At 60.1% G+C, this 26,073-nt stretch carries 22 protein-coding genes and 1 pseudogene; 13 read left to right on the forward strand and 10 right to left on the reverse strand.

Features of this window, described 5'->3' with window-relative positions; translation table 11 throughout:
* Positions 1 to 12: 12 nt before the first annotated feature.
* On the reverse strand, positions 13 to 951 hold the full coding sequence (locus tag G3N59_RS00320) for a LysR family transcriptional regulator (RefSeq protein WP_205980480.1): 939 nt from the start codon (positions 949 to 951) through the stop codon (positions 13 to 15).
* 110 nt (positions 952 to 1,061) lie between these two features.
* Between G3N59_RS00320 and G3N59_RS00325 the strand changes: the two genes are divergently transcribed.
* The gene (locus G3N59_RS00325) at positions 1,062 to 2,282 is read left to right on the forward strand and encodes an MFS transporter (protein WP_205980481.1); all 1,221 of its coding nucleotides are present in this window, start codon (positions 1,062 to 1,064) and stop codon (positions 2,280 to 2,282) included.
* Here the strand turns inward: G3N59_RS00325 and G3N59_RS00330 are convergent.
* The 3 genes from G3N59_RS00330 to G3N59_RS00340 all read right to left on the reverse strand — a co-directional run bounded on the left by G3N59_RS00330 (position 2,272) and on the right by G3N59_RS00340 (position 5,223).
* The gene (locus tag G3N59_RS00330; protein ID WP_205980482.1) at positions 2,272 to 2,949 is read right to left on the reverse strand and encodes an HAD-IA family hydrolase; all 678 of its coding nucleotides are present in this window, start codon (positions 2,947 to 2,949) and stop codon (positions 2,272 to 2,274) included. The two genes, G3N59_RS00325 and G3N59_RS00330, sit on opposite strands and share 11 nt — an antisense overlap.
* A gap of 125 nt (positions 2,950 to 3,074) precedes the next feature.
* Complete coding sequence (locus tag G3N59_RS00335; RefSeq protein ID WP_205980483.1) at positions 3,075 to 3,389, reverse strand: YdhR family protein; 315 nt, start codon at positions 3,387 to 3,389, stop codon at positions 3,075 to 3,077.
* Between the two features lie 154 nt (positions 3,390 to 3,543).
* Positions 3,544 to 5,223 carry a 2-isopropylmalate synthase gene (locus tag G3N59_RS00340; protein WP_205980484.1) on the reverse strand — a complete coding sequence of 560 codons (1,680 nt, stop codon included), beginning with the start codon at positions 5,221 to 5,223 and terminating at the stop codon, positions 3,544 to 3,546.
* Positions 5,224 to 5,494: 271 nt separating this feature from the next.
* On the opposite strand from G3N59_RS00340, the gene G3N59_RS00345 reads away from it, so the two are divergent.
* Positions 5,495 to 6,304: a helix-turn-helix transcriptional regulator gene (locus tag G3N59_RS00345; protein WP_205980485.1), complete on the forward strand. Its 810-nt coding sequence runs from the start codon at positions 5,495 to 5,497 to the stop codon at positions 6,302 to 6,304.
* An 80-nt stretch (positions 6,305 to 6,384) separates the two neighbouring features.
* Here G3N59_RS00345 and G3N59_RS00350 read toward each other — a convergent pair whose 3' ends face one another.
* The 3 genes from G3N59_RS00350 to G3N59_RS00360 form a co-directional block, all read right to left on the reverse strand.
* A complete protein-coding gene (locus tag G3N59_RS00350; protein ID WP_205980486.1) occupies positions 6,385 to 7,620 on the reverse strand; it encodes a porin in 1,236 nt (411 codons plus the stop codon).
* 65 nt (positions 7,621 to 7,685) lie between these two features.
* On the reverse strand, positions 7,686 to 9,017 hold the full coding sequence (locus tag G3N59_RS00355; protein WP_205980487.1) for an MFS transporter: 1,332 nt from the start codon (positions 9,015 to 9,017) through the stop codon (positions 7,686 to 7,688).
* A 68-nt stretch (positions 9,018 to 9,085) separates the two neighbouring features.
* Entirely contained in the window at positions 9,086 to 10,147 is a 1,062-nt protein-coding gene (locus G3N59_RS00360; RefSeq protein WP_241023133.1) for a lactonase family protein, read from the reverse strand.
* Positions 10,148 to 10,391: 244 nt separating this feature from the next.
* Between G3N59_RS00360 and acnA the strand changes: the two genes are divergently transcribed.
* The 3 genes from acnA to G3N59_RS00375 are packed head-to-tail and all read left to right on the forward strand — an operon-like array spanning position 10,392 to position 14,711.
* Positions 10,392 to 13,016 carry an aconitate hydratase AcnA gene (acnA, locus tag G3N59_RS00365; protein ID WP_205980489.1) on the forward strand — a complete coding sequence of 875 codons (2,625 nt, stop codon included), beginning with the start codon at positions 10,392 to 10,394 and terminating at the stop codon, positions 13,014 to 13,016.
* A gap of 32 nt (positions 13,017 to 13,048) precedes the next feature.
* Positions 13,049 to 13,942 carry a GntR family transcriptional regulator gene (locus tag G3N59_RS00370; RefSeq protein ID WP_205981048.1) on the forward strand — a complete coding sequence of 298 codons (894 nt, stop codon included), beginning with the start codon at positions 13,049 to 13,051 and terminating at the stop codon, positions 13,940 to 13,942.
* Between the two features lie 34 nt (positions 13,943 to 13,976).
* Positions 13,977 to 14,711: an ABC transporter substrate-binding protein gene (locus tag G3N59_RS00375; protein WP_205981049.1), complete on the forward strand. Its 735-nt coding sequence runs from the start codon at positions 13,977 to 13,979 to the stop codon at positions 14,709 to 14,711.
* 483 nt (positions 14,712 to 15,194) lie between these two features.
* Here the strand turns inward: G3N59_RS00375 and G3N59_RS00380 are convergent, their stop codons facing one another.
* Positions 15,195 to 15,752, reverse strand: a complete 558-nt coding sequence (locus G3N59_RS00380; RefSeq protein ID WP_205980490.1) for a hypothetical protein — start codon at positions 15,750 to 15,752, stop codon at positions 15,195 to 15,197.
* 226 nt (positions 15,753 to 15,978) lie between these two features.
* On the opposite strand from G3N59_RS00380, the gene G3N59_RS00385 reads away from it, so the two are divergent.
* The 8 genes and pseudogenes from G3N59_RS00385 (at position 15,979) to pdeM (ending at position 24,510) form a co-directional block, all read left to right on the forward strand.
* Positions 15,979 to 16,275 (forward strand): hypothetical protein, encoded by a 297-nt coding sequence (locus G3N59_RS00385; protein ID WP_205980491.1) that lies wholly within the window; start codon positions 15,979 to 15,981, stop codon positions 16,273 to 16,275.
* Positions 16,276 to 16,328: 53 nt separating this feature from the next.
* A complete protein-coding gene (locus G3N59_RS00390) occupies positions 16,329 to 17,525 on the forward strand; it encodes a phytanoyl-CoA dioxygenase family protein (protein WP_205980492.1) in 1,197 nt (398 codons plus the stop codon).
* Positions 17,526 to 17,579: 54 nt separating this feature from the next.
* A complete protein-coding gene (locus tag G3N59_RS00395) occupies positions 17,580 to 18,029 on the forward strand; it encodes a MarR family transcriptional regulator (protein ID WP_205980493.1) in 450 nt (149 codons plus the stop codon).
* 25 nt (positions 18,030 to 18,054) lie between these two features.
* A complete protein-coding gene (locus G3N59_RS00400) occupies positions 18,055 to 18,384 on the forward strand; it encodes a hypothetical protein (protein ID WP_205980494.1) in 330 nt (109 codons plus the stop codon).
* 188 nt (positions 18,385 to 18,572) lie between these two features.
* Positions 18,573 to 19,604 carry a ligase-associated DNA damage response exonuclease gene (locus tag G3N59_RS00405; protein WP_205980495.1) on the forward strand — a complete coding sequence of 344 codons (1,032 nt, stop codon included), beginning with the start codon at positions 18,573 to 18,575 and terminating at the stop codon, positions 19,602 to 19,604.
* The gene (locus G3N59_RS00410; protein WP_205980496.1) at positions 19,601 to 21,262 is read left to right on the forward strand and encodes an ATP-dependent DNA ligase; all 1,662 of its coding nucleotides are present in this window, start codon (positions 19,601 to 19,603) and stop codon (positions 21,260 to 21,262) included. The genes G3N59_RS00405 and G3N59_RS00410 overlap by 4 nt, the downstream gene beginning before the upstream one ends.
* Positions 21,263 to 21,264: 2 nt before the next feature.
* A pseudogene (locus G3N59_RS00415) lies at positions 21,265 to 23,841 on the forward strand (ligase-associated DNA damage response DEXH box helicase); the annotation flags it as partial.
* 3 nt (positions 23,842 to 23,844) lie between these two features.
* On the forward strand, positions 23,845 to 24,510 hold the full coding sequence (gene pdeM / locus G3N59_RS00420) for a ligase-associated DNA damage response endonuclease PdeM (RefSeq protein ID WP_205980498.1): 666 nt from the start codon (positions 23,845 to 23,847) through the stop codon (positions 24,508 to 24,510).
* A 21-nt stretch (positions 24,511 to 24,531) separates the two neighbouring features.
* Here pdeM and G3N59_RS00425 read toward each other — a convergent pair whose 3' ends face one another.
* On the reverse strand, positions 24,532 to 24,981 hold the full coding sequence (locus G3N59_RS00425) for a DUF2628 domain-containing protein (protein WP_205980499.1): 450 nt from the start codon (positions 24,979 to 24,981) through the stop codon (positions 24,532 to 24,534).
* Positions 24,982 to 25,175: 194 nt separating this feature from the next.
* Positions 25,176 to 26,018, reverse strand: coding sequence for a DMT family transporter (locus G3N59_RS00430; RefSeq protein ID WP_205981050.1), 843 nt, complete (start codon positions 26,016 to 26,018; stop codon positions 25,176 to 25,178).
* Positions 26,019 to 26,073 lie beyond the last annotated feature (55 nt).

Below are 26,073 nucleotides of genomic sequence, written 5' to 3' on the forward strand. Positions count from 1 at the left end.
CCCGCTGCGGATTCAAGCCGTGCTAAAGCTGCCCGCAAATTCGGCACTGGCTTGAGCAAATCGCTCAATTAGAAAGTCGATCAATAGCCGCACTCGGGGCACCGTGTAGCGCGTACGATGCAGAACCGCATAGACGCCCTGTTCGGGAAGAATAAAGTCGGGCAGTAGAACCTTGAGCGATCCTTCGCGCAAGTCGGCAGCAGCGTCCCAAATGGTCTTGCGCGTAATGCCATGCCCGGCCAGCGCCCAGCGACGTACGAGAGCGCCGTCGTTGGTTTCCCACGCGCGATCCATTTCGACCGAGTGTGTCCACCGCTGCTCACCGCGAGCGAAGTGGAATTCGTTGAGCGGCCCGTTGTTGGTGACGAGCACAACAAACTCGTGTCCCGAAAGATCGTCGGGTGTGCTCGGCTCACCGTTGCGCGCAAGGTAGTCGGGCGACGCGCACAGGACGCGCCAATTCGGCGCAAGCCGGCGCGTGATCAGGCCAGACGACGTATCCGGGGCGCCGAAGCGGATCGCCAAATCAATATCGTCTTGAACCAGGTTGGACAGGGAGTCGGTCAAGGTCAGTGCTATCCGGACTTGTGGATGCGTATGCGTGAACTCATCCAGCCAGTCGCTGAGCAGATTGCGCCCGAAGTCGGTCGACGCCGAGATGCGCAGTTTCCCCTGCACGGACGTTCGACCGACTTCGATTGCCGTTTCAGCATCGGCGAGTGCCTGCAATGCGATCTGGCAATGGTGGAGGTAGACGCGGCCCTCGTCGGTAAGACGCAATTGCCGCGTTGTGCGGTCGAATAGTCTGGTCCGCAGCACGGTCTCCAGTTTGCCCAGACGCGCACTTGCTGCGGCGGGCGACAGGCCGAGCTTGCGTCCCGCTGCCGAGAGACTGCCAAGCGTCGACGCTTCCACAAAGAGCTGCAAGTCACCGAGTCGATCCGTTGCCATATTTAATCTGGATTTGAATATATTTCAAAAACAAGACCAATTATCAAATCTAGCAGATTCCAGCATCCTACGTGCCTCTGAGATCGTTCTTTGAGGCCATAGTGAATCCAATGAATCCTGTCGATACCCGTCCTGCGTTAGCCAACACTTCCCTTGAATCCGCCGGTGCCTTACCGCTCGCTGGCTTGCTTGCATTAACGGCAGCCAGTGCGATTGCGACTGCCAACGAAAGCGTGCCCGCCGGCTTGCTTCCGCAACTTGCTGAAGGTTTTGGCGTGACAGAGGCGTGGGCGGGGCAACTCGTTACGGCGTGTGCGCTCGGCTCCGGGCTGGCTGCGATTCCGCTCAGTGCCGCTTTGCGCAGCTGGCCGCGACGGCGCGTGCTGATGCTCGTACTCGCGGGATTTTTCGTTTGCAATGCGATCACTGCTGTATCGACTTCGTTCGCGCTGACATTGATAGCGCGCCTTACCGTCGGGCTTGCGACCGGCCTCGCATGGAGTCTGCTCGCAACCTACGCGCGGCGCATGGTCACGCCGGAGCAGCAGGGGCGCGCGCTGGCGATCGCCATGATGGGCATACCTTTCGCGCTTTCGTTGGGTGTGCCGCTGAGTGCGTTTCTCGGGCCGCGGGTTGGCTGGCGCATCATCTTCGCTAGCATGGCCGCTGCGAGTGTCGTACTGATGGCGTGGTCACGCAGGACCTTGCCGGAGTTCAGCGGGCAGAACGACCGGCAAGCGCTGCAGCTTCGCCGGACGCTACGCATCCCAGGCGTGCGTCCTGTCCTGTTCGTGTTAATGATGTGGATACTGCCGCACTACATCCTCTTCACATACATTGCGCCGTTTCTCGCGTCGCGCGTGCCAGGCGTTCGGCTCGACACGATTCTGCTGTTGTTTGGCGTCGCCTCCTTGATCGGCATCGGCGTTGTCGGTGTGCTCGTCGATCGGTGGTTGCGCGCGCTGGTGCTCATCGGAATCGGCACCTTCGCCGCAGTCGCATTGATGTTCGGCCTTTGCGGAAGCTCTGCGGTCGCAATCAGTTTCGGTGTCACTGCGTGGGGATTTTGCTTCGGCGGTCAGCCGACTCTGCTGCAGACCGCACTCGCCGACGCAGCCGGAGATTCGGCCGATGTCGCGCAAGCAATGCTGGTTACCGTATTCAACCTTAGCTACGCGGGGAGCGGTGCGCTGGGTGGGGTACTGCTCGCCACGGTTGGGATAGACGTGATTCCGTGGGTGACGTTCGGCATGTTGCTGCTCGGCCTTGCGGTTGCGTGGGGTGCAAAGACACACGGTTTTGTGGCGAGACACCAGCGACTCAAACCCTGATACCTTCTGTTGTGTGCACCAGTTGCGCCACTTCTCCGATATGTTCCTTTACACAACGTTCGCCTCTGGCGGACCACTGTTCGCCCGACATCGCGCCGCTTAATACGCCGATAAAACTCACACCAGCGGCCCGCGCAGCATCCGCATCGACAGCATGGTCACCCACATACATAGCCGACGCGGCAGGCACGCGAAGATGGGTCAATGCCAGCGCAATCGCGTCGGGGTGCGGTTTGTGGCGATGCACGTCCTCTCCGCCTACGATCACGTCAACAAGCGGCCGCAACCGCGCGGCATCCAGGATCGACTCAATGCGATAGCGAAATTTATTCGACACGATCGCCACTTTGATGCCGTGGCCCCGTAATTTCTCAAACAATCCAGGAACTTCACGATAGATTTTTGTCGATGGCACCATGACTTCATCGGCTCGCTCGACAAACAGACGTGCAAATTCTTCTGCGCGTTCGATTTCTCCATTGCCGGTCAACGTTTGAAACATCGCCTGCAAGGATAGGCCAATCACCGAGTGGATATTCGCATACTCGACTTCCGTGACGCCCATTGTCCGTAACGCGTAGCGCGTACATTCCACGATTCCCGTGGACGAGTCGGCCAGCGTCAGATCGAAGTCGAACATGATGGCTTTGAAGTGTCGACTTTCCATTCAAAGGCTCCGGGTTTTTTGCGTGGGAAAGCGAACTGGGCCGATACACGGCGGACGTAAATGTATTCTCTCGAAGGCATGCGCTTGCATCGCTGAGGCGAGCATCAGCAATGTCAATGTTTGAACTACTCGTCAGACAAAATTTCGTCCATAACGTTATCAACCACGACGGGGCTTTCAAAGTACGTGACGGAAGGATCCGCGCCATACGTTTCCCGCGCCAACGCCTTCCAGCTCTCTGTGTACATTGCTTCAGCTTCCGCACGGGAATTCCAGAGATAGACGCCACCACCTGCGGTTCCGTCCTCGGACAGAACATAGTATTTGCGCAAAAGCCCCGCCACTTCCCGATACTTCGGTGCTGCCTTGAGGAAAAGGCGTCGTGCTTCATCGCGGGTAACGGGCGTAGGGAACTGAAACGACGTAATGATCGTGATCATCTGAGCACACTCCAGCGATGGTTAGACTCAAACATACAAGCTCGATACGAACGCCGAAAATGGATGCGTTGACGGCAACGAGAAACGTTGCCGATTCGGCATAAAAGGTCAGCGGTGTTACAGTCGATAGCGCTCGCGCCGCTGCTCAGTATAGCTATTCAACGATGGATGTTTCCGCTACGGAAAATCGGGCGGCAGCGCTCAAAACGGCCAGAATCGATGCGGTCACAATGTTCGGGTGGATACCCACACCGAAGCGTGTGCCTGGCAAACCCGACCATGCCGTTTCCACAATGGCCATTGCCGATGCTTGCGCACCGCCGCCAAGACTACGCTCCTCATAACTATCGATCCGCAATGGCAAGCCCAGCGCTGCGACGGTTGCGGCAATGGGGCCATTCCCCGCACCGCGCAAGGTCTTAACGGCGCCATCCGGCGTCGCCAGTTCCAGTTCGATAGCCTGACCTTCGGGCGCGTCAAATAAGCGATGTCGCCGGTAGGTGAGACGAGCGCCTTCCTGATTCTCGGAAAAGTAGGTTTGCGCGAAGGTGGCCCAGATCTGTTCGCTGCTCAATTCCGTCTCGCTGGCATCCGCAAGCGCCTGCACGATCGCACTGAATTCGATTTGCATCCGGCGCGGCATGACCACCCCGTGATCCCGCTGGAGAAGAAACGCAATTCCGCCTTTCCCGGACTGACTATTGACACGCACGATGCTGTCATAGGTTCGCCCAATATCATGGGGGTCGATGGGAAGGTAAGGAACTCGCCACAATGCATGGGCGTCCTGCGCGGCAAAACCTTTGGCAATGGCGTCCTGATGTGAGCCGGAAAATGCGGTAAAGACCAGATCGCCGACGTAAGGATGACGCGGGTGAATGGGCAACGCCGTGCATTCTTCGGCAATGCGCGCCACGCCAGCGATATCGGAGAAGTCCAGACCCGGTGCGATGCCCTGCGTGTACAGATTCAGCGCGAGCGTCACGACATCCAGATTGCCACTGCGTTCGCCATTGCCGAACAGGCAGCCCTCGACCCGTTGTGCGCCCGCAAGCAATGCCTGCTCGGCACAGGCCACGCCGGTGCCGCGATCGTTATGCGGGTGTACGGACAGAACAATGTGTTCACGGCGCTCCAGACGACGGTGCATCCATTCGATCTGATCGGCGAAGACATTGGGCGTGGAGACCTCGACCGTCGTAGGCAGGTTGATGATCATGGGCCGTTGCGGGCCTGCATCCCACGCCCGGATCGCCGCATTGCACACCGAGAGCGAAACATCGAGTTCCGCCATACAGAAAGTTTCGGGAGAATACTGAAGCACCCATTCCGTTTCGGGATGTCGTGCCGTGAGTTGCTTGAGCAAGCCGATGTGATGCTCAACCATGTCGATTATCTGCGGCACGCTCAGACCGAACACAATCTCGCGCCATGCTGGTGCGATGGCGTTGTAGAAATGCACGATGACACGCCGCGCACCCTGTACGCTGCGCACCGTTTCCGCGATCAGATCATCACGTAATTGCGTGATGACCATGGGCGTCACGTCTGCAGGTATCAGGTCGGCATCGATGAGATGGCGCACGATCTCGAAGTCGGTCCGGGACGCGGAAGGGAAGCCCACTTCGATCTCCTTGAACCCGATACGCACCAGCTCATGAAACAGCCGAAGCTTGCGCTCCCTGTTCATCGGTTCAAAGAGCGCCTGATTTCCGTCGCGCAGATCCGTGGATAACCAGATCGGCGCTTCGTTCAACGTTCGCGATGGCCACTGGCGATCCGGCATCTCGACGACCGGATACGCGCGATATTTTGTGGAAGGCATTGTCAGCATTACGACCTCGAAAAGGGAATCAACGATGTTCTGATTCCCCTGCTCAAAGGAGGCTGACTGAGGTCGGGGTCAGGGGGAATCAGGTTGGATCGTGACGCGCGCGAACGCGTACCGACCCCGACCGGGAGGCAGGGCTAGTAGCAGTCGCGAGGCGGAAGAAGCGGTGCGCATGAATAGATCGAGCAAAGCAGCGGTGTCGGCCTCACTATACGGTTGACCTGCTTCGTCCATCTACATAAAAATGGACAGTCTTTTTACTTGGATGGACACCATGGTTGCGACTGCCGCGACGACAGACCGCAAACTGCTAGATCTGACCGATCTCGAAGCCTCTGCCTTGGCCGTGGTGGGTATCGTTGCGCGCTACGAGGCGGGGCAGGTCGTGCCGGAGCACCGGCATCGCCGCGGGCACCTGATCTATGCCGCCGAAGGCGTTCTGCGAATCGAAGCGGCAACGGGCCGTTGGCTGGTACCGCCAACGGCGGCAGTCTGGCTGCGACCCGAGACGCCTCATCGGCTGATCATGCCGGCTTCGGTTCAGGCGCAGGGCATCTATATTCGCGAAGACGTTGCACGGGATCTGCCCTTCGAGGAGGGTGTCCTCCATGTTTCGCCATTGCTGCGGGAATTGATCAACGCCGTCACGCATCTTGAGGATCAGCACACGCAATCGAGACGCAGCGCGCTGCTGGGTGATTTACTTGTAGAGGAATTGCGTTCCCAGCCGCGTCTTCCCTTTCATTTGCCCTGGCCTGTGGATGCCGAAATGCAGCAGGTTTGCCAGGCGCTAGCTCACGATCCAGGCGACCCGACTACGGCCGAGATTTGGGCGGCTCAGCTTGCTATGAGCACGAAGACATTTCATCGCCGCTTTCAGCGAAGCACCGGTGTGACATTCGGAAAATGGCGTCAGCAGATGCGCCTGATGTCTTCGCTGGCGATGCTGCTACAGGGAACGCCGATCACCCGGGTCGCTTTGAGTAGCGGCTATGAGAGCCACAGCGCGTATGCCACGTCTTTCAAAAAGCAGTTTGGATGTTCGCCATCGGCATTTGTCGTTGCAAGTGAAACGGGAGTTTAGCTCTCGTTGGGGGCGTTGATTGTTGGGTGTGGCATTCGCGGAAGTGGTCATTGTCAAGCGCATTACTGCATCACAGGCGCTCAAAACTTGTGCCGCATGCCCACACGCAACGCGACCTGCTTATCGGTCGATGAGGGCGTGAGGCCGGTTATTTGTGCAACGGGACTGCCGCCCGTCGAGTCGACGCCGCTCGCTTTTTCGTAGACGGCGATCGTGTACAGATCCGTTCGCTTCGACAGGAACCAGTCGAGTCCGGCGCTAAAGAGATGGTAGTTGGCGCCTTCCTTGCCGCCCGCGCCACCGTTGCGCGTGTAGTCGTATGCAGTGCCCGCGAGCAGGGATGGTGTGATCTGGTATTGCAGGTTCACTTCGATGTTGTTGAAGGCGGCCGTGCCCGCGTAGTGCAGTGGATTCGGACCAGCAGCAGAACCCAGTTTGTCGAAGCGCGTATTCGAATACGCAATGTTCGTATTCAGTGCGCCAAGCGTCAAACCAACACCGGCCGCGGCGATCTCCAGACGGTTTGCCGATGCGTAGCCCGCGAAGACCGGATTCGATTCAGGAGTGGTTGCGCTACCGAAGCTGCCCAGGTTGTTGCTCGTAGCAGACCCGGCATTCGGATTCGCACCGAAAAACGAGAGATTCGGGTTGCTGATATTGAGGTAAGCCGCGCCCGCGGAAAATGGCCCGGCAGCGTACGACGCGCCTGCGCCCCAGATCGAGTTCTGTGCAAAGGAACCGGCAACGCCGCCAAGACCCAGAATCGCTTCAACGGTAAGTCCGTTCCAGGTGCCGCTGCGGAACTTGATCGAATTGTTGATGCGTCGGGTGTTCTGGGCGTTATCGAGGTCGCCGGGGTGCGCCGTCATATAACCGCCCCATTGTGGCGACGCGAGGTATGAGCGGAACAGATCCACTACGGGATCGTATTGGCGCCCAAGCGTTACAGTGCCGAGATCACTTTTGATACCGACCCAGGTCTGGCGTCCGAACATTGCGCCGCCCTGGTTGAGGGCACCATTGTTGCTGTAGAAGCCGTTTTCCAGGAGAAATATCGCCTTCATGCCATTGCCCAGGTCTTCCGATCCCGTGATGCCCCAGCGGCTGCCTTGCAGGCCAGCCGAGCCACCTTCAATCATGGCAATCTGATGACCTCCGGTAAAACCGTTGGCGGTTTTACCCTTCTGGATATTATTCGTGTAGTTGACGCCGCTGTCGATCACGCCGTACAACGTGACGTTGCTTTGAGCATGGCTCGCAGTCGAATACATCATGCTAATTGTAAGGATGCCAAAATAATTAACTGACTTCTTCATTTGCGATGTCTCCGGGATATAGGTTGTTTTATCGGCGCTTCTATACGAAGCGCCGTCGATGCAGTCTAGCGATTTGCCTGTTGACCCGATGCCACCGGATCGGCCCCATCGGCCTGTTCAGACAGACGCAGGAAAAACGTCATCAGGAAGGCGAGCACGAGCAGGCCAGCGAGAAACAAAAGACCTGGCGTGGCGCTCGCGCCAGAGCCCTTGATATAGCCGATCGCGAATGGCCCCACGAAGCCGCCGAGGTTACCGATCGAGTTGATTACGGCGATGGAAATGGCCGCTGTCGAGCGCGAAAGGAACAGGGTCGGGAGCGCCCAGAATGGGGATTTGAATGCGTAGAGACCAGCGAGGCTCAGGCTGATCATCGAGATCGACACATAAGGGTTGGTCGAAACACCCGCCCCAAGCAATGCCAGTGCAGCAACGCCCAGCGGTACCGCCGAATGCAGGCGTCGTTCGTTGCGGTGGTCGGAATGTCTGGACCACAGGACCATGACGATCGTCGCGAAGATATACGGCACCATCGCAATCAGGCCAATCTGGGTATGCGTGAGCGCGCTCGAAAATCCCTTGATGATCTGGGGCATCCAGTAACCCACCCCGAGGCTGCCGCACTGGTACACAAAGTAAATGAACGCGAGATACAGCACTTTGGGGTTAGCCATTGCCTTGAGCGAACCGAAGTGTCGCGCGTTGGGCCGCGCGCGGGCGTCGGCGGCAAGTTGGCCTTGCAGCCATTCACGCTCGGCGGGTGTGAGCCATTTCGCGTCGGCCGGCCGGTCGCTAAGGAACAGGAAGCAGACAATGCCGCCGATGACAGCCGGTGCGCCCTCCAGCACCAGCATCCAGCGCCAGCCGCTCCATTCGAACCAGTGCACGTGATCCATGATCCACGTGCTCAGGGGCGCGCCCACGATATACGAAACTGGAATCGCGGCTGTAAACAGCGCAACCGTGGTGGCCAGTTCCCTGGCACGGAACCAGTAGGTCAGATAGACGATGATGCCAGGGAAAAAGCCCGCTTCGGCAACGCCCAGCAGAAAGCGCACGATATAAAGCTGCGTAGCGGTATGCACGAAGGCAGAGACGACCGAGATCGCGCCCCATGTCACGAGAATCCGTGCAATCCAGACACGCGCACCAAACTTCGAGAGCATGAAATTGCTTGGGACTTCGAACAAAAAATAGCCGATAAAGAAAATGCCCGAAACGAAGCCGAACGCCTCGCTGCTCAGTGCCAGCTCCCGGTTCATCTGAAGCGCCGCATAGCCGATATTGGCGCGGTCGAGGTAGGAAATGATGTACAGCACGAACACGAACGGGATGATGCGCCAGGCGATCTTGCGCACGACGGCGCGTTCGTCGAGGGTAGCAATGGGGGAATGCATATGTCTCCAGCGGCGGGGATTACCCGCCGCGTGCCTCTGAAAAGCGGAATGACGTTAGGGGCGTCTGATCAGGCCTGCGTGTTTGAGAACACCATGCATACTGGACTGCCCGATTTTTCGACGAAACCGGTAGGCGCGAGGCGACCGGTATGCGAGTCGATCTCGAAGGCAACGATGGTGTCGCTGTCCTCGTTGAGCGCGTACATGAAACGGCCGTCCGGTGTGCTTGTCATGAAGCGGGGTGTTTTGCCTAGCGAAGGTTCGGCGTTCACGAAACGCAGATGTCCGTTTGCGGGATCGATGCTGAAGACCGCGATACTGTCGTCGCCGCGATTCGAGGCGTAGACGAAGCGGCCACTGCGATCCACCTCGATTTCCGATGCACGACTGTTGCCTGTATACGTGTCAGGCAGGCTGGAGAGCACCTGCAGTGGCGTGAGTGCGCCCGTCGTCACGTCATAACGGTACGAGGTCACCGTCGAATCGAGTTCGTTGATAACCCACGCGTATGCACCACTGGGGTGGAACGCGATGTGGCGCGGCCCAGCGCCTTCGCGGGACTCTACGAAGGGTTGCGCCGCAGGCGTGAGCGTGCCGTTCTCGAAGCGGAACGAGAATGTGCGGTCGAGTCCCTTGTCGGGGACGATCACGAAGCGCCCGGCCGGATCGAACGGGTTGAAGTGCGGTTTCGCCTGCTTTTGCTCGATGCGGTGTGGGCCAATCGGGCCATCGAGCTTGACAAGTTGTGTGAGCGGCTGGAGCGAGCCGTCGGCGGCAATCGGCAGTACGGCGAGACTCGCGCCAATGTGATTCGACACCACCACGTAGCGCCCGCTCGGATCGATCGCCAGATGCACCGGGTTTTTGCCCTCGGTGCTCTGCCGGTTCAGAAACGTCAACTTGCCGGTGGCCCTGTCGACCTTGAACGCGCTGATGTCGCTCAGGTCCCCGTGCACCGTGTAAAGCCGCTCACCATCGCGCGAGAGCGCAAGGAACGATGGGTTGACGAGATCCTTCACGAGCTGGACGAGCGTGAGTGCGCCGGTCTGGGTATCAACGCGATACACGCTGATGCCATCTCCGCGGGCGTTGCGTTCTCGCGTGGTACGCGAGCCGACATAAGCAAACATGGGGTTCATTCCTTTTAAAGCGATTTGGCCATGGGCCGTTTCAGCGGATAGAGCCGGCAATTGAAAGCATCCCGAAACCACGATCGCAGTCAGCGATAACGTTCTCTGGATAAATTCGCGTCGCCCCAACTGAGGCCCGCTGGTCGCATCGTCGCCGGCTTTCTCCATGGTCGTCTCCGGATTGTTATGTTTGGGGTTTTCACTATGATTGCATTTTGTCCTGGAAAAGTGCAAAAATACAGTCATGGAAAACACTGACACCCCACTGACCGGCCACCTCGATGTCGCCGGGGCCCGCTTGCGGTATGTCGATCTGCCGGCGATGTTCGGCGCGAAGCTCGGCGAGTTGCCCTTCGTGCTGCGACTGCTGCTCGAGAACGTCATCCGCAACACGGACGGCGATGAACGCCGCGCCGCGGTCGACGCCATCCTCGCGTGGTGCGAGCGCGGCACGAGCGAACACGAAATCGCGTATCAGCCCAATCGCGTGCTGATGCACGACACGACCAGCACGCCCGCGCTGGTCGATATCGCGGCAATGCGCGATGCACTGGCCGAGGCCGGCGCCAACCCTGCTGCGCTCAATCCGGTGCTGCCGGTCGATTCGTCGGTCGATCACTCGCTCGCCGTGGAATATTTCGGCAAGCAAAACGCTGCGCCAGAGAATCTCGCTCTGGAACTGCGCCGCAACGCTGAGCGTTACCGCTTTCTGCGCTGGGCATCGAAGGCGCTTACAGGCGTGCGGATTCACCCGCCTGGCACGGGCATCATGCATACGATCAACCTGGAGCAACTGGCGACGGTGGTCACGCGCGTCGAGCGCGAAGGGCAGACGTGGGCGGTGCCTGACACGATGATCGGCACGGACAGCCACACGCCGATGATTAACGGCATCGGCGTGCTGGGGTGGGGTGTTGGCGGCCTCGAAGCGCAGACGGTCATGTTCGGTATGCCGGTCATGCAGCGCATTCCCGATGTGATCGGCGTGCGGCTTACGGGCGCGCTCAAGCCTGGCGTGCTGGCGACGGATCTTGCGCTGACGGTCACGCAACGGCTGCGCGCGATTGGCGTGTCGGGTGAGTTTGTCGAATACTTTGGTCCCGGCGTTTCGACCTTGAGCGCAGGCGATCGCGCGGTGGTTGCCAACATGGCGCCGGAATATGGCGCGTCGACCGGTTTTTTTGCGGTGGATGAACGCACGCTCGACTACCTGCGCGCGACGAATCGCAACGAAGACGCCATACAACTCGTCGAGTCGTTCACGCGCGCGGCGGGGCTTTGGTTCGATCCCGACGCGACGCCGCGCTACACACGCACGATCGAGATCGAGCTGGCGAGTATCGGCATGCATGTGGCCGGGCCGCGCCGACCGCAGGATCTGCTCGATTACACGGCGCTACCGGCAACGCTGGCGACGCTTGATTTCCAGCCCGCAACACCTAATGTGCGCATGCCGCGCCATCCTGTGGCGATCGCTGCCATCACGAGCTGCACGAACACGTCCGATCCAGCCTTGTTGATTGCAGCCGGCCTGGTAGCGCGCAAGGCGCGCGCGAAAGGGCTGAACGTGCCGGAGTGGATCAAGACTTCGCTTGCGCCGGGCTCGCCCGCCGCAGCCACGTACCTCGCACGTGTCGGGCTGCTCGACGACCTCGCGGCGGTGGGCTTCGATATCGTCGGTTATGGCTGCACGACCTGCATTGGCAATTCGGGGCCGCTTACGGAGAGCGTGCGCGCGGCGCAAGCGGAAGGCAGCATTTATCCGGTGGCAGTGCTGTCTGGCAACCGCAATTTCGCGGGCCGCATTCACCCCGATCTGGATCTGGGCTTCATCATGTCGCCACCGCTCGTGATCGCGTTTGCGCTTGCGGGCAATGCGGAAGTGGATTTGAGCCGCGAACCGGTGCAGATTGCGGCTGACGGTACGCCGGTGTTTCTGGCCGACCTGTGGCCCACGCGAGAAGAAGTGGCGTCGCTGGTGGCGCAATCGGCCGATCCGGAAGACTATCCGCGGGCGTTTGCTGTGGCGAGTCAGAATCCCGCATGGCACGACCTGGACGCGCCGTCTTCGGCTCGATTCCCATGGGATGCGGACTCGACTGCGCTGCGGCGGCCGCCGTTCGCCGCTGCCGACCAGGGCAGCCAGCTCGGCAGCTATCGCGCGTATCCCCTGCTTGTTCTCGGCGATGACATCACCACCGACCACATCTCGCCTGCCAGTGCGATCCCGAAGGACAGCTTCGTGGCCGACTTCCTCGTCTCCCGCGGCGACGATCGCGACGATCTGAACGTGTTCGCTTCACGGCGCGGCAACTGGGAAGTGATGATGCGCGCAGCGTTCTATAACAAGACGCTGTTGAACCGTCTCAAGCCCGGCATGCCGGTTGCCCACACGCTGCATGTGCCGAGCGGCGACGTGATGCCGATCTTCGAGGCTGCACAACGTTACGCCGATGCAGGCGACTCAGTTGTGCTGGTGGCGGGAGAGCGTTACGGCACGGGATCGTCGCGCGACTGGGCCGCGAAGGGCCAGCGTTTGCTGGGTATTCGCGCGGTGCTTGCTGCGAGCTTTGAGCGAATCCACCGCTCGAACCTCATCGGCATGGGTATTCTGCCGCTGCGCTTCGCGCCGGGCACCCATCCGGATACGCTCGCGCTCGGGCCGGGTGATATGCTCGACGTCCAGGCGGACGCCGCGACGATTTCACCGCGTTGCACGGTGCCGGTACGCATCGTGCGCGCCGATGGCCGTATCGAGGCCATCGACGTGCGCGCCGCCGTGGAAACGCAGCTCGAATGCAGATTATTGCGCTCGGGTGGCGTGATTCCGCTGATCCTGCAAAACACACTCGCAGCAGGGGGCCGTTGACGAAGCCCTTCGCCGCGTGGCTGGCTGAGAAAATGATCGACCGATCCATTGCGACACAGATTATCGACCTGATCCGCACCGAGGGCATGGAGGCCGGCGCGCATCTGCCCGCGCAGATGCTTGCCGACCGCCTGCGCGTATCGCGCTCGCCGGTGAACGAAGCGCTTGCGCTGCTCCACGAGAAGGGCGTGCTCACGCGCGAAAAGAATCGCGGCTTTTTTGTGGCGCGGCCGGTGATCGCATCGCTGTCCGACGTGGTGGACGAACTCGGTCTTTCTGAAACCGATCTTGTCACGCGGGTGTATTTCCAGATCGCCGACGATCGCCTCAAAGGTGAGCTGCCCGATACGTTTTCGGAGCAGTTGATCCGCACGCGTTACGGTCTTACGAGCGGGCAACTGACCACGGTGCTCGGACGCATCGCGCAGGAAGGCTGGGCCGAGCGCAAGCCTGGGTACGGCTGGGAGTTTTCGCCGATGCTCACGACGCCGGACAGCCTGCTCAAGTCGTATCGCCTGCGCCTCGCGCTGGAGCCGGCCGCCTTGCTGGAGCCGGGTTACAAGCTCGATCGCAAGGTGCTCGAACGCTGCCGCGACGTGGAAAAGCATCTACTCGCAGGTGGCATCGAGACCGATACCGCGGACCAGCTTCATGAACGCGGCGTGCGTTTTCACGAATCACTGGTCGAGGCGTCGGGCAACAGCTTTTTCATCGACACCGTCCGGCGCGTGAATCGCGTGCGGCGGCTGCTTTCCTATCGCTCGATGCAGCATCGCGAGCGCTATGCCGAACACGCGAAGCAGCATCTTCATGTGCTCGAATTGCTGGAGAAGGAGCGCAACGAGGAAGCGTCGGAAGAACTGCGCCAGCATTTGCTGCATACGCTCGACGCACTGTCGAATATCCGCGAGATTTTTGAACCCTGAAATGGCGCCCGGCATGCGGCGTCGCCTACACATTATGAAAATCGATTCCGCTGTCGTTAAGGCTTTTGCGCCCACAGGCGTGCTGCGCGCGTCTATCAATCTTGGCAACCCGATTCTGGCAAACCGTGATCCTGCCACGGGCGAACCGTTTGGGGTGTCGGTCGATCTCGCGCGCGATTTCGCGGCGCATCTGGGTTTGCCGCTTGAGCTGGTCGTGTTTGACGCCGCTGGCAAGTCGGTCGAAGCCGTGAGCGACGAGCGCGCAGATTTCGGCTTTTTCGCGGTCGATCCAAAACGAGGCGAAACCATCGCTTTCACCGCGCCTTATGTGCTGATCGAAGGTTTCTATCTCGTTCGCGAGGATTCGCCAGTTCGCACCAACGCCGACGTCGACGCTGCGCACAATCGCGTGGCCGTTGGCAAGGGCAGTGCCTACGATCTGTTCCTTACGCGCGAACTGAAGGCCGCGCAGATCGTTCGTGCTCCGACATCGCCAACGGTCGTAAAGACTTTCATCGAACAGGACCTTGAGGTGGCTGCGGGTGTGAAGCAGCAATTGCAGGCCGATGCGGACCAGGTCGGCGGTCTGCGTCTGCTCGACGAACGCTTCATGGTGATCCGGCAGGCGATGGGTGTTGCGCGCAGTCGCGGTGAGCAGGCGGCAAAAGTTCTTGCGGATTTCGTCGAGCAGAAGAAAGCATCGGGCTTCGTCGCCGAGGCGCTTGTGCGGCATGGAATTGAAGGCGCGTCGGTCGCACCGGGAGCTTGAGGGGCGTTGCCGCGAGTTACTGTTCGCCCGGACTAGTGCTGTATCGAGCGGTTGAATCCGCCGGTGCAATGCTGCCGCTCGATTGTTAAGACGTGCGCTTTGCGAGCGGCAGTTCGTGGCCGATTACTGACTCATGCGCTTGCATGACTGCGCCGATTGGTGAGAACAGGCGACCGACTCTGCCCGACCTTGAGGAGCTCTTCAATTGACCCGGAAGCGGTCGTTGGATGTAGCGAGACGACTCTAGACCAGATTCGCGATCTGCCTGCCATCGTCGCTCCAATGCGTTATTCGCCCACTATCAGGGTTCGCAAGCAGAAGTCCAAGAGGCTGGAGCAAAGTTTCGACAAAGCGAAAATTTTCCGGGAATGTACCCTTCAACAATATGGTCAGTATTGGTTTCGCCATGGTGTTCGGTTGGCTGTTCACGGATGTCGTAGTAAGCGAGTCGTCGCGTGGCAATGTCGCTGCCTACTGCGTTACCTAAGTGGTAGGCGCTGACTTCGATAGCGACAGCAGATAGTCGCCTCGGCCTTCGTCGTCGGTCCACGCGTCCGTTGCGTCATTGTCTACCCATGCTTCGTGCTCAAGGTTGCGCTTCAATCGCTTCCGGCCCGCCGAGACATCTTGGACCCATGGCGTGGTTTCCAGTTGAACCCTGGTGACGAGCCAGTCAGTGAAGAGATCCGGCATCCCAGCAATTCGATGCAAGTGCTCCTTGTAAAAGAACGGATCTACTCCGATCCATATCTCACCTTCGACCCAATCTCCGCTGCGTACAAACCTCGGGGGCCTGGCCTCGCAAAAGACCTTGATTCCGAAGTCTATGGCCCACACCTCCGGCGTCGCAAAGATTACTTCTGCAATGACGTTGTAGACGGAAGCGTGTTTTCTCTCGCATTGCATTACACGCGTGGAAGAAGGCACAAGCGCCGAGCCATTGAATTCGAGGGCAAGTTTGTACGATTCCCCGACCTGAAAGTCACCGTAATTTCCGTCCTGGATAATCCACGAGTTAAGGCCGACGACGAGTTCGTTCACTTGCACTGAATGGCTGATTTGATGGGACGATTGTACCTGTTGCGGCTGTAGCGACCGCGATGTCGTCTGGATAAGTCGATCGACGTCGATTGTTAGCGATCTACATGGCGCCGTCTAGTAAAGTCTTCTCCTCTACCGCATTCGCGACTATCAGGATATCGATCTTCGTTGCAAAAAATATATGCGTTTCATGAATTTCGTACCCATCGGAAGTCGATGCGAGCCTATGAGCCTGCTATTGCATACCAGCGAAGAGTTCGGCGCACAGTCCGTCGCTATGGGCGGATGCGCGATTGTCGAAGATTCGGGTCGCGATGACGAATGGATGATTGTGGCCGCATGCTCTCCAATACGCTTCCCCCGTGTCGCCCACAAGAACTGCTGGCCTCAATTTGCTGCAGTGCAAGATTCAGACTTAAGCGAACGAAGTTCAAAGTTAGATGAACCTCGACATTTAAAACAGCAGCAGATGCAAAATCACCCGCAGCAGGCCCGATCTGAGGTGTTTCTGACGTATTTTTGATGAACACAGCGCGCTCAAACGGGGTATTGTCGATGCAAAGACCAGGAGACGCCATGAATCTGCATCGCCCGCATTCGGAACTGAACCCGCGCAGCCTGCACTATCGCGAAGACACGTGTTCGCTGCGCGATTTCATCGACGTCGTGCAGGGCGGGCGCGATGCCGTGCGGCCCGCGCATGCGGCTGAATTGCGCGAGGATGTGCCGCTCTACGATTGCGCCGCGCTAAAGCACATGCTCGACGATGCGGCGCACCGCACGACCTTGCAGGAAGAATGGGCCGATGTGCTCGAACACGGCGCAGGCGTGTTCGTACTCAAGCGCGCTTACGCAGACACCACGCCAATCGATGCAGCCACTGCGGTATTCGAAGCGATCATTCACGACGAACGCGCTGCGGGTGGCGCAGCAGCCGATCACTTTGCGAAGGCCGGCGCGAACGATCGCATCTGGAATGCACAGCAAAAACTCTGTTTGCGCGCGCCCGAAGTGTTCGCGCGCTATTACGCCAATGCGATGCTGGTGGCCGCGTCCGAGGCGTGGCTCGGCCCGTGTTACCAGATGACCGCCCAGATCAATGTGGTGCGGCCAGGCGGCGCGGCGCAGCAGGCGCATCGCGATTATCACCTTGGGTTTCAGACCGTCGAGCAGGCGCAGCACTATCCGTCCCACGTGCATAAGATGTCGCCGTTTCTCACCTTGCAGGGCGCGGTCGCGCACAGCGATATGCCCATCGAAAGCGGCCCGACTCAATTGCTACCGTTTTCGCAGCGTTATGCGCAAGGTTATCTGGCGTGGCGGCGACAGGACTTCCGCGATTATTTCGAGGCGCATCAGGTGCAATTGCCGCTGGAAAAGGGCGATGCGATCTTTTTCAATCCCGCGCTGTTTCATGCGGCCGGAGCAAACCGTACCGCCGACGTGCAGCGCATGGCGAATCTGCTGCAGGTTTCATCGGCATATGGAAGGGCGATGGAATCGCTCGATCGCACGGCGATGTGCGAAACGCTCTATCCGGTGTTGATCGCACGCCTCGCCAGCGGCGAATTGACGGAGCCGGAAATGGACGCCGTGATCGCCTCCTGTGCCGAAGGTTATCCGTTCCCGACCAATCTCGATCGCGATCCGCCGCTGGGCGGTCTTGCGCCGCAAAGCCAGCAGGCGCTGCTTCGCCGGGCCTTGCTCGAATCGTGGAGCGAAGCGGCGTTTGTCGCAGCGATCCGGTTGCAGTCAGCGCGAAGGGACGCTTAAGTTTAATACAGTCTATATGTACAGTTTAACTGTACATATGATATGGTATCGGCGATGAACCGTCCATCGTCTTCCGAACCTGTCGATCTCGACGCGCTGGCCGGCGAGCTGCGCGTTTCCGTCGGCAAGCTGTTGCGCCGCGTCCGCGAACATTCCCAATCCGACGATCTGACTGCGGCGCAGAAGTCCGTGCTTCTGCAACTGGAACGTAGCGGTCCCGCTACGGTTTCGGCATTGGCGCGCGCGGAAGGCGTGAAGCCGCAATCCATGCGGATCACCGTGGCGGCGCTGGAAGCGCAGGGCGCCGTCAAAGGCAAGGCCGATCCCGCCGATGGCCGGCAAACCCTCATCGACTTGACGCCCCGGTGCCGCAAGGCGCTCGAAGCGAATCGCGCCGCCAACGAGGACTGGCTGGTGCGCGCGTTGCAGGCGCAATTATCCGCAAAGGAACAAGCGCAACTCGCCGCCACGGTGGGTTTGCTGCAACGGCTCGCGGACTTCTGATCAACATCGCATGGGAGTGTCGAATATGGAATGGCTGCACCTTGCTGGATATTTTTTTGGCGGTGCGTTTCTCACGAATGCGCTGCCGCATTTCGTGCGCGGCGTGTCAGGGCAGCCGTTTCAGAGCCCGTTTGCAAATCCGCCTGGCAAAGGGTTGTCGTCGTCTACGGTCAATGTGGTGTGGGGTTTCTTCAATCTCGTGATCGCTTATTTGCTGGTTTGCCGCGTGGGTGAATTCGCGTTGGACATTACCGCCGATGTCGTGCCATTCGGCGCGGGCATGCTGGCCATGGGCCTCTTCATGGCACGGCATTTCGGCACATTGCACGGCGGCAATGCGCCTGCGAGTCGATAAGCGACTTTGTAAATACCGATTGCAAACATCGGACGAAAGCGCTTCGTCTACTCGTACTTTCCACCTTGTTTGCCGCCGGGCACGGCTTTCGCTACTGCGTTTGTTTATCGACCTTCGACGAGTCTCTGCGCACGGCATCGGCTAGACTCGATCCGCAGGGTTGCGCGATCAACGACGAGTAGACCGAGGTGGACGATTCTTCCGATCTGATCATCGCCCGGCCCGAGGGCCTCTATTGCCCGCCTGGCGGCTTTTATATCGATCCGTGGCGGCCGGTCGAGCGGGCCGTCATCACGCACGCGCACGCGGATCACGCGCGCTTTGGCCATAGGCGTTATCTCTGCGCGCAGCCGGGGCTCGGTGTGCTGCTTTCGCGTCTGCCGGGGATCGACGTACAGGGTCTCGCTTACGGCGAAACCATCGATATCGACGGCGTGCGCGTGTCGCTGCATCCGGCCGGACATGTGCTCGGTTCCGCCCAGGTGCGAGTCGAGCACGCGGGGCGCGTGTGGGTGGCGTCCGGCGACTACAAGGTCGAGCCTGATCCCACCTGCGCGCCGTTCGAGCCCGTGCGCTGCGATACCTTTATCACCGAATCCACTTTCGGTTTGCCGATTTATCGCTGGGAGCCCGCGCAAAGCGTGTTCGACGGTATCGATGCCTGGTGGCAGCACAATGCCGCGCAAGGCCGTGCTTCGGTGCTGTTCTGCTATGCGTTCGGCAAGGCGCAGCGCGTGCTGGCGAGCGTGAATCGCGGTATTGGCCCGATCTTCTGTCACGGTGCGGTGGAGACTTTGAATCGTGTCTATCGCGATGCGGGGATTGATCTGCCGGATACGCGGCTGGTCAGCGAGATGCCCGCGCGCGACAAGGCCGCGTTTCGTGAGGCGCTGGTGATTGCGCCACCTTCGGCGCAGGGCAGCGCGTGGATGCGGCGCTTCGGCGACTATAGCGATGCGTTCGCATCGGGCTGGATGCGCTTGCGCGGCACGCGGCGCAGGCGCGGTGTGGACCGCGGTTTCGTGCTGTCCGATCACGCCGACTGGCCGGGGCTGCAATACGCCATCGGCGCGAGTGGCGCACAGCGTGTGATCGTCACGCATGGACAGATCGAGCCGATGGTGCGCTGGCTCACGGAGCAGGGCCTGGAAGCGGGCGCATTCACCACGGAATACGGCGATGAAGCGAGTGACGCCGATGCTGCGGAAACGCCGCAATGAAACGCTTCGCTGCGCTCTATTCCGCGCTGGACGCGACCACCTCCACGAACGACAAGCTGGAGGCGCTGATTGCGTATTTCGCGAGCGCCCAGCCCGAAGACGCCGCATGGGCCGCGTATTTTCTGGCAGGCGGCAAGCCGCGCCAGTCGGTGCCCACGCGGCTGCTGGTCGACTGCGCGCGCCAACGCGCGGGCTTGCCGCAATGGTTGTTCGAGGAGTCGTATCAAGCTGTCGGCGATCTTGCCGAGACCATTGCGCACGTGCTGCCGCCCGCCACGCGCGAAACCGGACTGGGTCTTGCTCAATGGATCGAGGACCGCGTGCTGACCTTGCGCGGCCTCGACGTGGATGCGTTGCGCGAGCGTCTGCTGGGCTATTGGGACGAATTGAACTGGAGCGAGCGCTTCCTGTTGACCAAGCTGATCGGCGGCGGTTTTCGTGTGGGCGTATCGCGGCAACTGGTGGTGCGCGCGCTCGCCCGCGTGGCGGATGTCGATCACAAACGCATCGCGCAGCGCATGGTCGGCTGGACCGATTCGCGTCAGGCACCCGATGCCGCGCGCTATCTGCGGCTGATCGCGCCGCTGTCCGAAGGCGACGATGCGCTCACCCCGCACGAAAGCGATATCGGTCTGCCTTATCCGTTCTTTCTCGCGCATCCCTTGCAGGCCGATCCCGCGACGCTGGGCGCAAGCTCGAACTGGATCGCCGAATGGAAGTGGGATGGCATACGCGCGCAATTGGTCAAGCGTGCGGGGCGTGTGTGGATCTGGTCGCGCGGCGAGGATCTGCTGACCGAGCGCTTTCCCGAACTCGTGGCGCTAGGCGAGGCGTTGCCCGACGGCACGGTGATCGACGGGGAAATTCTCGCGTGGGAACCGGGCGCCGATGCGCCTTTACCGTTTGCACGTTTGCAGCCGCGTATCACGCGCAAATCGCTGACGAAAAAAGTACTCGCCGAATCGCCTGCCACGATGCTGGCCTACGACCTGCTCGAAATCGAAGGCCGCGATTTGCGCACCGAAGCGCTGGCGCAACGGCGCGCGCGGCTTGAAGCGCTGGCGCTTTCCTTATCGGCATCGCTTGATTTGCTGCGTGTTTCGCCGCAGGTGGGCGCGGCGAACTGGAGCGAACTCGCCGCACTGCGCGAGCAAAGCCGGGCACGCGGCGTCGAAGGGTTGATGTTGAAAGAACGCACGTCGATGTACGGCGTTGGGCGCACCAAGGAAGCGGGTACGTGGTGGAAGTGGAAGATCGATCCGTATTCGATCGACGCGGTGTTGCTCTACGCGCAGCGCGGGCACGGCCGGCGCGCGAGTCTCTACACGGATTTCACTTTCGCGGTTTGGGACGAAGCCGCGGGTGTGCGCACGCTGGTGCCTTTTGCGAAGGCATATTCTGGCCTCACCGATGAAGAAATGCGCAAGGTCGACGCCGTGGTGCGTAAAACGACGATCGAAAAATTTGGCCCGGTGCGTAGCGTGACGCCCACGCTGGTGTTTGAAATCGGCTTCGAGGGGATTCAGGCGAGCCCGCGCCATAAATCGGGCATCGCGGTGCGCTTTCCACGCATGTTGCGCTGGCGTACCGATAAAACCATCGAAGACGCCGATACGCTTGCCATGCTCAAAGGCTTTCTGCATGAGGCGCAGGCATGAATGCGCCGCGTCCGCGCCGGGTTCCGCGCACACGCGAGGCGCAGGCGAAACATGATGCCGCCGCCGCCGCGCACTTCAATCCGGCGCCATTCGAATACGACGCGAGCGAAGCAGAAAAGCCCATTGAACAACGTATTGCGCAATGGTTTGAAGCGCGCGGCTGGCAGCCGTTTGAGTTCCAGCAGACGGTATGGCGCGAAATCGCTCGCGGCGCGAGCGGGCTGCTGCATGCGAGTACCGGCGCCGGTAAAACGTGGGCGGTCTGGCTCGGCGCGCTGGCGGCCTATGAGGGCAAACCTGCGCTGCCGGGGCGCACACTATTGCCTGCGCCGCTCACCGTGCTCTGGATCACGCCGATGCGCGCGCTTGCCGCCGATAGCGCGCGTGCCTTGCAACTGGCGGTGAAAGAGTTGGGCGTGCCGTGGACGGTCGGGCTGCGCACGGGCGATACCTCATCCACCGAGCGGGCGCGCCAGAACCGCCGCATGCCGTCGGCGCTCGTCACCACGCCCGAAAGCCTGACGCTGATGCTCACACGCGCGGACGCGCAGGAAGCGCTCGCCCACGTGCGGCTCGTGATCGTCGACGAATGGCATGAACTGCTGGGCAACAAGCGCGGCACGCAGACGCAACTTGCGATTGCGCGCCTCGCACACTGGCGGCCGGAGTTGCAGGTGTGGGGCCTGTCGGCCACGCTCGGCAATCTTGCGCTGGCCCACGATGCGTTGCTGCATGCGGTGCGTACGCCGCGCGTGGTCGTGCGCGGCGCGCAGCCTAAAACGCTGATCGTCGATACGCTAATCCCCGAGACCATCGAGCGCTTTCCGTGGGGCGGCCATCTGGGCACGCGCCAGGTGGGTGCCGTCGCCGACGAAATCGACGCTGTGCAAAGTGCTTTGGTGTTTACGAATACGCGCTCGCAGTCGGAGATCTGGTATCGCGCGCTGCTTGAACGGCGTCCCGAATGGGCGGGGCTGATCGCGCTGCATCATGGTTCGCTCGATCAGGAGGTGCGCGAATGGGTCGAGCTGGGTTTGAAGAATGGGCAACTCAAAGTGGTTGTGTGCACATCGAGTCTCGATCTGGGTGTGGATTTTCTGCCTGTGGAGCGGGTGTTCCAGATTGGCTCGCCCAAAGGTGTTGCGCGACTCATGCAGCGCGCTGGCCGATCCGGCCACGCACCGGGGCGCACGTCGCGCGTCACCATCGTGCCGACTCACGCGCTCGAACTGGTCGAAGCCGCTGCCGCGCGATGGGCGATCGAATCCGGGCGAATCGAGGGCCGCGAAATGCCGCTCAAACCGCTCGATGTGCTGGTCCAGCATCTGGTGACGGTGGCGATTGGCGGCGGCTTCACGCCGGCTGCATTATTCGACGAAGTACGGACGGCCTATGCTTACCGCGATCTCACGCAGGCCGAATTCGACTGGGCGCTGGCCTTTGTCGAGCGCGGCGGTGCGTCGCTGGCGGCGTATCCCGACTTTCATCGTGTGGTTGTGGACGCGCAGGGTGTCTATCGCGTTCCGCGCGACGATCTGGTTCGCAGACATCGTAACAACGTCGGCACAATCGTTGCTAACGCAACGATAAACGTTGCGTATATGAGCGGCGGACGGATTGGTGCGATGGAGGAATCGTTTATCTCGCGTCTGAAGCCCGGCGATGTCTTTACGTTTGGCGGCCGCTCGCTCGAACTGGTGCGTGTACGCGAGATGACCGCTTATGTGAAGCGCGCCACTTCATCGCGTGGAGCCATGCCGCAATGGGCGGGCAGCAAGATGCCCTTGTCGTCCGAACTGGCCGAGGCTTCACTGGTGATGCTCGCACGCGCCAGCGATGGCATTTACGACGAACCGGAGATGCGTGCGATCAAGCCGCTGCTGGAGATACAGGCGCGCTGGTCGGCGCTGCCAGGTCCTGGCGTGCTGGTTGCCGAGCACGTGCGTTCGCGCGAAGGACATCACTTCTTTTGTTACCCGTTTGCCGGGCGCATGGCGCATATCGGGCTGGGTTCCTTGATCGCATGGCGTGTCGCGCGCGAGCAGCCTGGTACGTTTTCGATATCGATGAACGACTATGGTTTCGAGTTGTTGTCTGCGCAATCATTTGAATGGCAGGCCTTGATCGACAAGGGTCTGCTTTCGCCTGACAATCTCGAACACGATATTCTCGCGAGTCTCAATGCCTCCGAGCTTTCCGCGCGCCGCTTTCGCGAAATCGCGCGCGTTTCGGGGCTGGTTTTTCAGGGGCATCCGGGGCAACAGAAAAGCGCGCGGCAATTGCAGGCGTCCAGCGGCCTCTTTTACGAAGTGTTCCGCAAGCACGACAGCGCGAATCTGTTGCTTGAACAGGCCGATCGCGAAGTCATGTTGCAGGAACTCGAATTTCAGCGCATACGCGCGGCACTGGTGCGGATGAACGAAAGCCGGCTGGTGTTGACGCAGCCGATCAAACCCACGCCGTTTGCGTTTCCCCTGATTGTTGGACGGTTGCGCGAAAAGATCACGACAGAGAAACTAGCCGATCGCGTCGAGCGTATGCTTGCAGAACTCGAAAAGGCCGCGCAGCGCCCGGAATAAGCCATGTCCTCTCAAACCTTGACGATCGACCTTCACGGCCACGCGCTCATACTTTCTGCGTTACGCGGGGCGTTCGATCCTGTGCTCAAAACCCTGTTTGTCGCCGATGTGCATCTGGGCAAGGACGCGGTGTTTCGCGCGCGTGGTATTCCGGTGCCGGCGGGATCGAGCAAAGAAACGCTCGCGCGACTCACCGGTCTGATTGCCTTGCACCAGCCCGAATCGATCGTTTTTCTCGGCGATTTGCTGCACGCGCGCGAATCGCATGCAGACGAAACGCTCAATGAATTGCGCCGATGGCGCTTGATGCACGCTGACCTGCGCCTCGTGCTGGTAGAAGGCAATCACGATAAACACGCGGGCGCGCTGGCGGATGAGTTTGGCATAGAGACGGTATTGGAGCCTTATCGGCTGGGACCGTGGGCGCTTTGTCATCATCCGCAGAATGTCGACGATGCCTATGTGCTTGCCGGGCACGAACATCCTGTGATTCGACTCGCAACGGGTTTCGATCGCGTGCGCGTGCCGTGCTTTCGGCTTGGTGAGCGTATGGGCGTATTGCCGGCGTTCGGCGCATTTACCGGTGGGTTCGAAATCGACACGACGGCCGCGCGTGACGATGTGTATGCGGTGGCGGGGGAGCGGGTCATACGAATACGAAAGCCATAGCCCAATCCCCTCCGCTTTGGCTTAACGCCAGCGCAGGCCCTGAAACGGATTCCAGCCGTTGTCGCCTTTAATTTGCTTGAGATAATACGAGTAGTTCACGCACAAGGCATAGAGCGCACCCAGGCCGCAATTAATGCCGATATCCACGGCATTCGGAACATCAATGCCCGTCGTCGCTTCGAATAGTATTTCGATGACGATGGTCGCGAGCATGATGCCCCACAACGTCAGCGCACGGCGCCACATGCCAAGGCAGATAAAGTAGAACGGACCGAAAAAGAACCCGAGGTAACTCATATTGATGAGGCGCTTTTTGCCGCGCGGCAATGTCTTGAATACCTCGCGCGCCGCGGGTGACGTCAGCGGACCATGCGTTTCGAAAAACGCGAAACGCTCGCGCCATTTAGGCTTCGTTTCGGGATCGTTCATCACGGCGGTATAGCGATCTTCGCTTTCGGTAATGGTATTCAACGCGGATCTCCTCGGGATTTTTTACCCGCACGCCAAATATTTATGCGAGGCGGGTATTATCGGAATGATTTTCTGAATTGCGGCAGATTTTATCCAGTGGCCGCAATCATACCCGGAGTTAAGCGTATTTTTATGACGAATTGATATAGCCGGTTCAATCGCGATACGCAGAAAGGAAAGCGGCGATTTATTTGTCAAAGCCCCAGACAGACGGCTCCAGCCGCAACGATCAGGCAGGCGAGCCAGCGTGCTGCACTGACTTTCTCGCGCAACACCATGCGCCCGATCAGCACCGCGAACACCACACTGGTTTCGCGCAATGCCGACACCGCGCCCATCGCGCCGGACTGAAGCGCCCAGATCACAATGCCGTAGGCCGCGATCGACACCAGGCCGCCCGCTATCGACGAGACAATCGACAGCGGTTCGGCGCGTACAGGTTGCCAGAGCGATCCGAATCCACGCATGGCCACAAACAGCACCGGCATCAGCCAATAAAACAGAAACATCCATGCTGTGTAGGCGAGCGATTGACCATCGGACAAACGCACACCGATGCCGTCGATGACGGTGTACAGCGCGATGGTCGCGCCGGTCGTGAGCGCGGCCAGCAAACCGCCGCGCGTGACATGCCGCCCCAGCAGCGCGATGGCAATGATGCCGCCGGAAATCATGACGTTCCCGAGCGCATGCAAAGGTCCGATTGCTTCGTGCGCGAAAAGAGCCGCGCCGAGCGCGACGAGCAGCGGCGACGAACCACGCGCGATCGGATAGGCGAGCGCGAGATCATTGCGTCGATACGACCGGACAAGGCTAACGTTATAAAAAATATGCACGAGGCCCGAAGCGATGATGTAAGGCCAAGAGGCAACCGCCGGTAGCGGATTGATCAGGATGACGAATGAAGAGGCCGACGCAATGGCGATACTCATCCACGTCAGGGAGAGAAAACGATCGCGATTGCCATGCAGCATCGCGTTCCAGCTTGCGTGGAGCAGAGCGGCAAGGAGAACAATGCCGCCGGTGTAGCTGAGCATATCGGTTTGGAGAGGAAAGAAAATGCGTCGGTTAATCGGATAGTTGGAAGAATAT

This window comes from Paraburkholderia sp. Ac-20340 (genome assembly GCF_017104965.1).
In the GTDB taxonomy this organism is placed as follows: Bacteria; Pseudomonadota; Gammaproteobacteria; order Burkholderiales; family Burkholderiaceae; genus Paraburkholderia.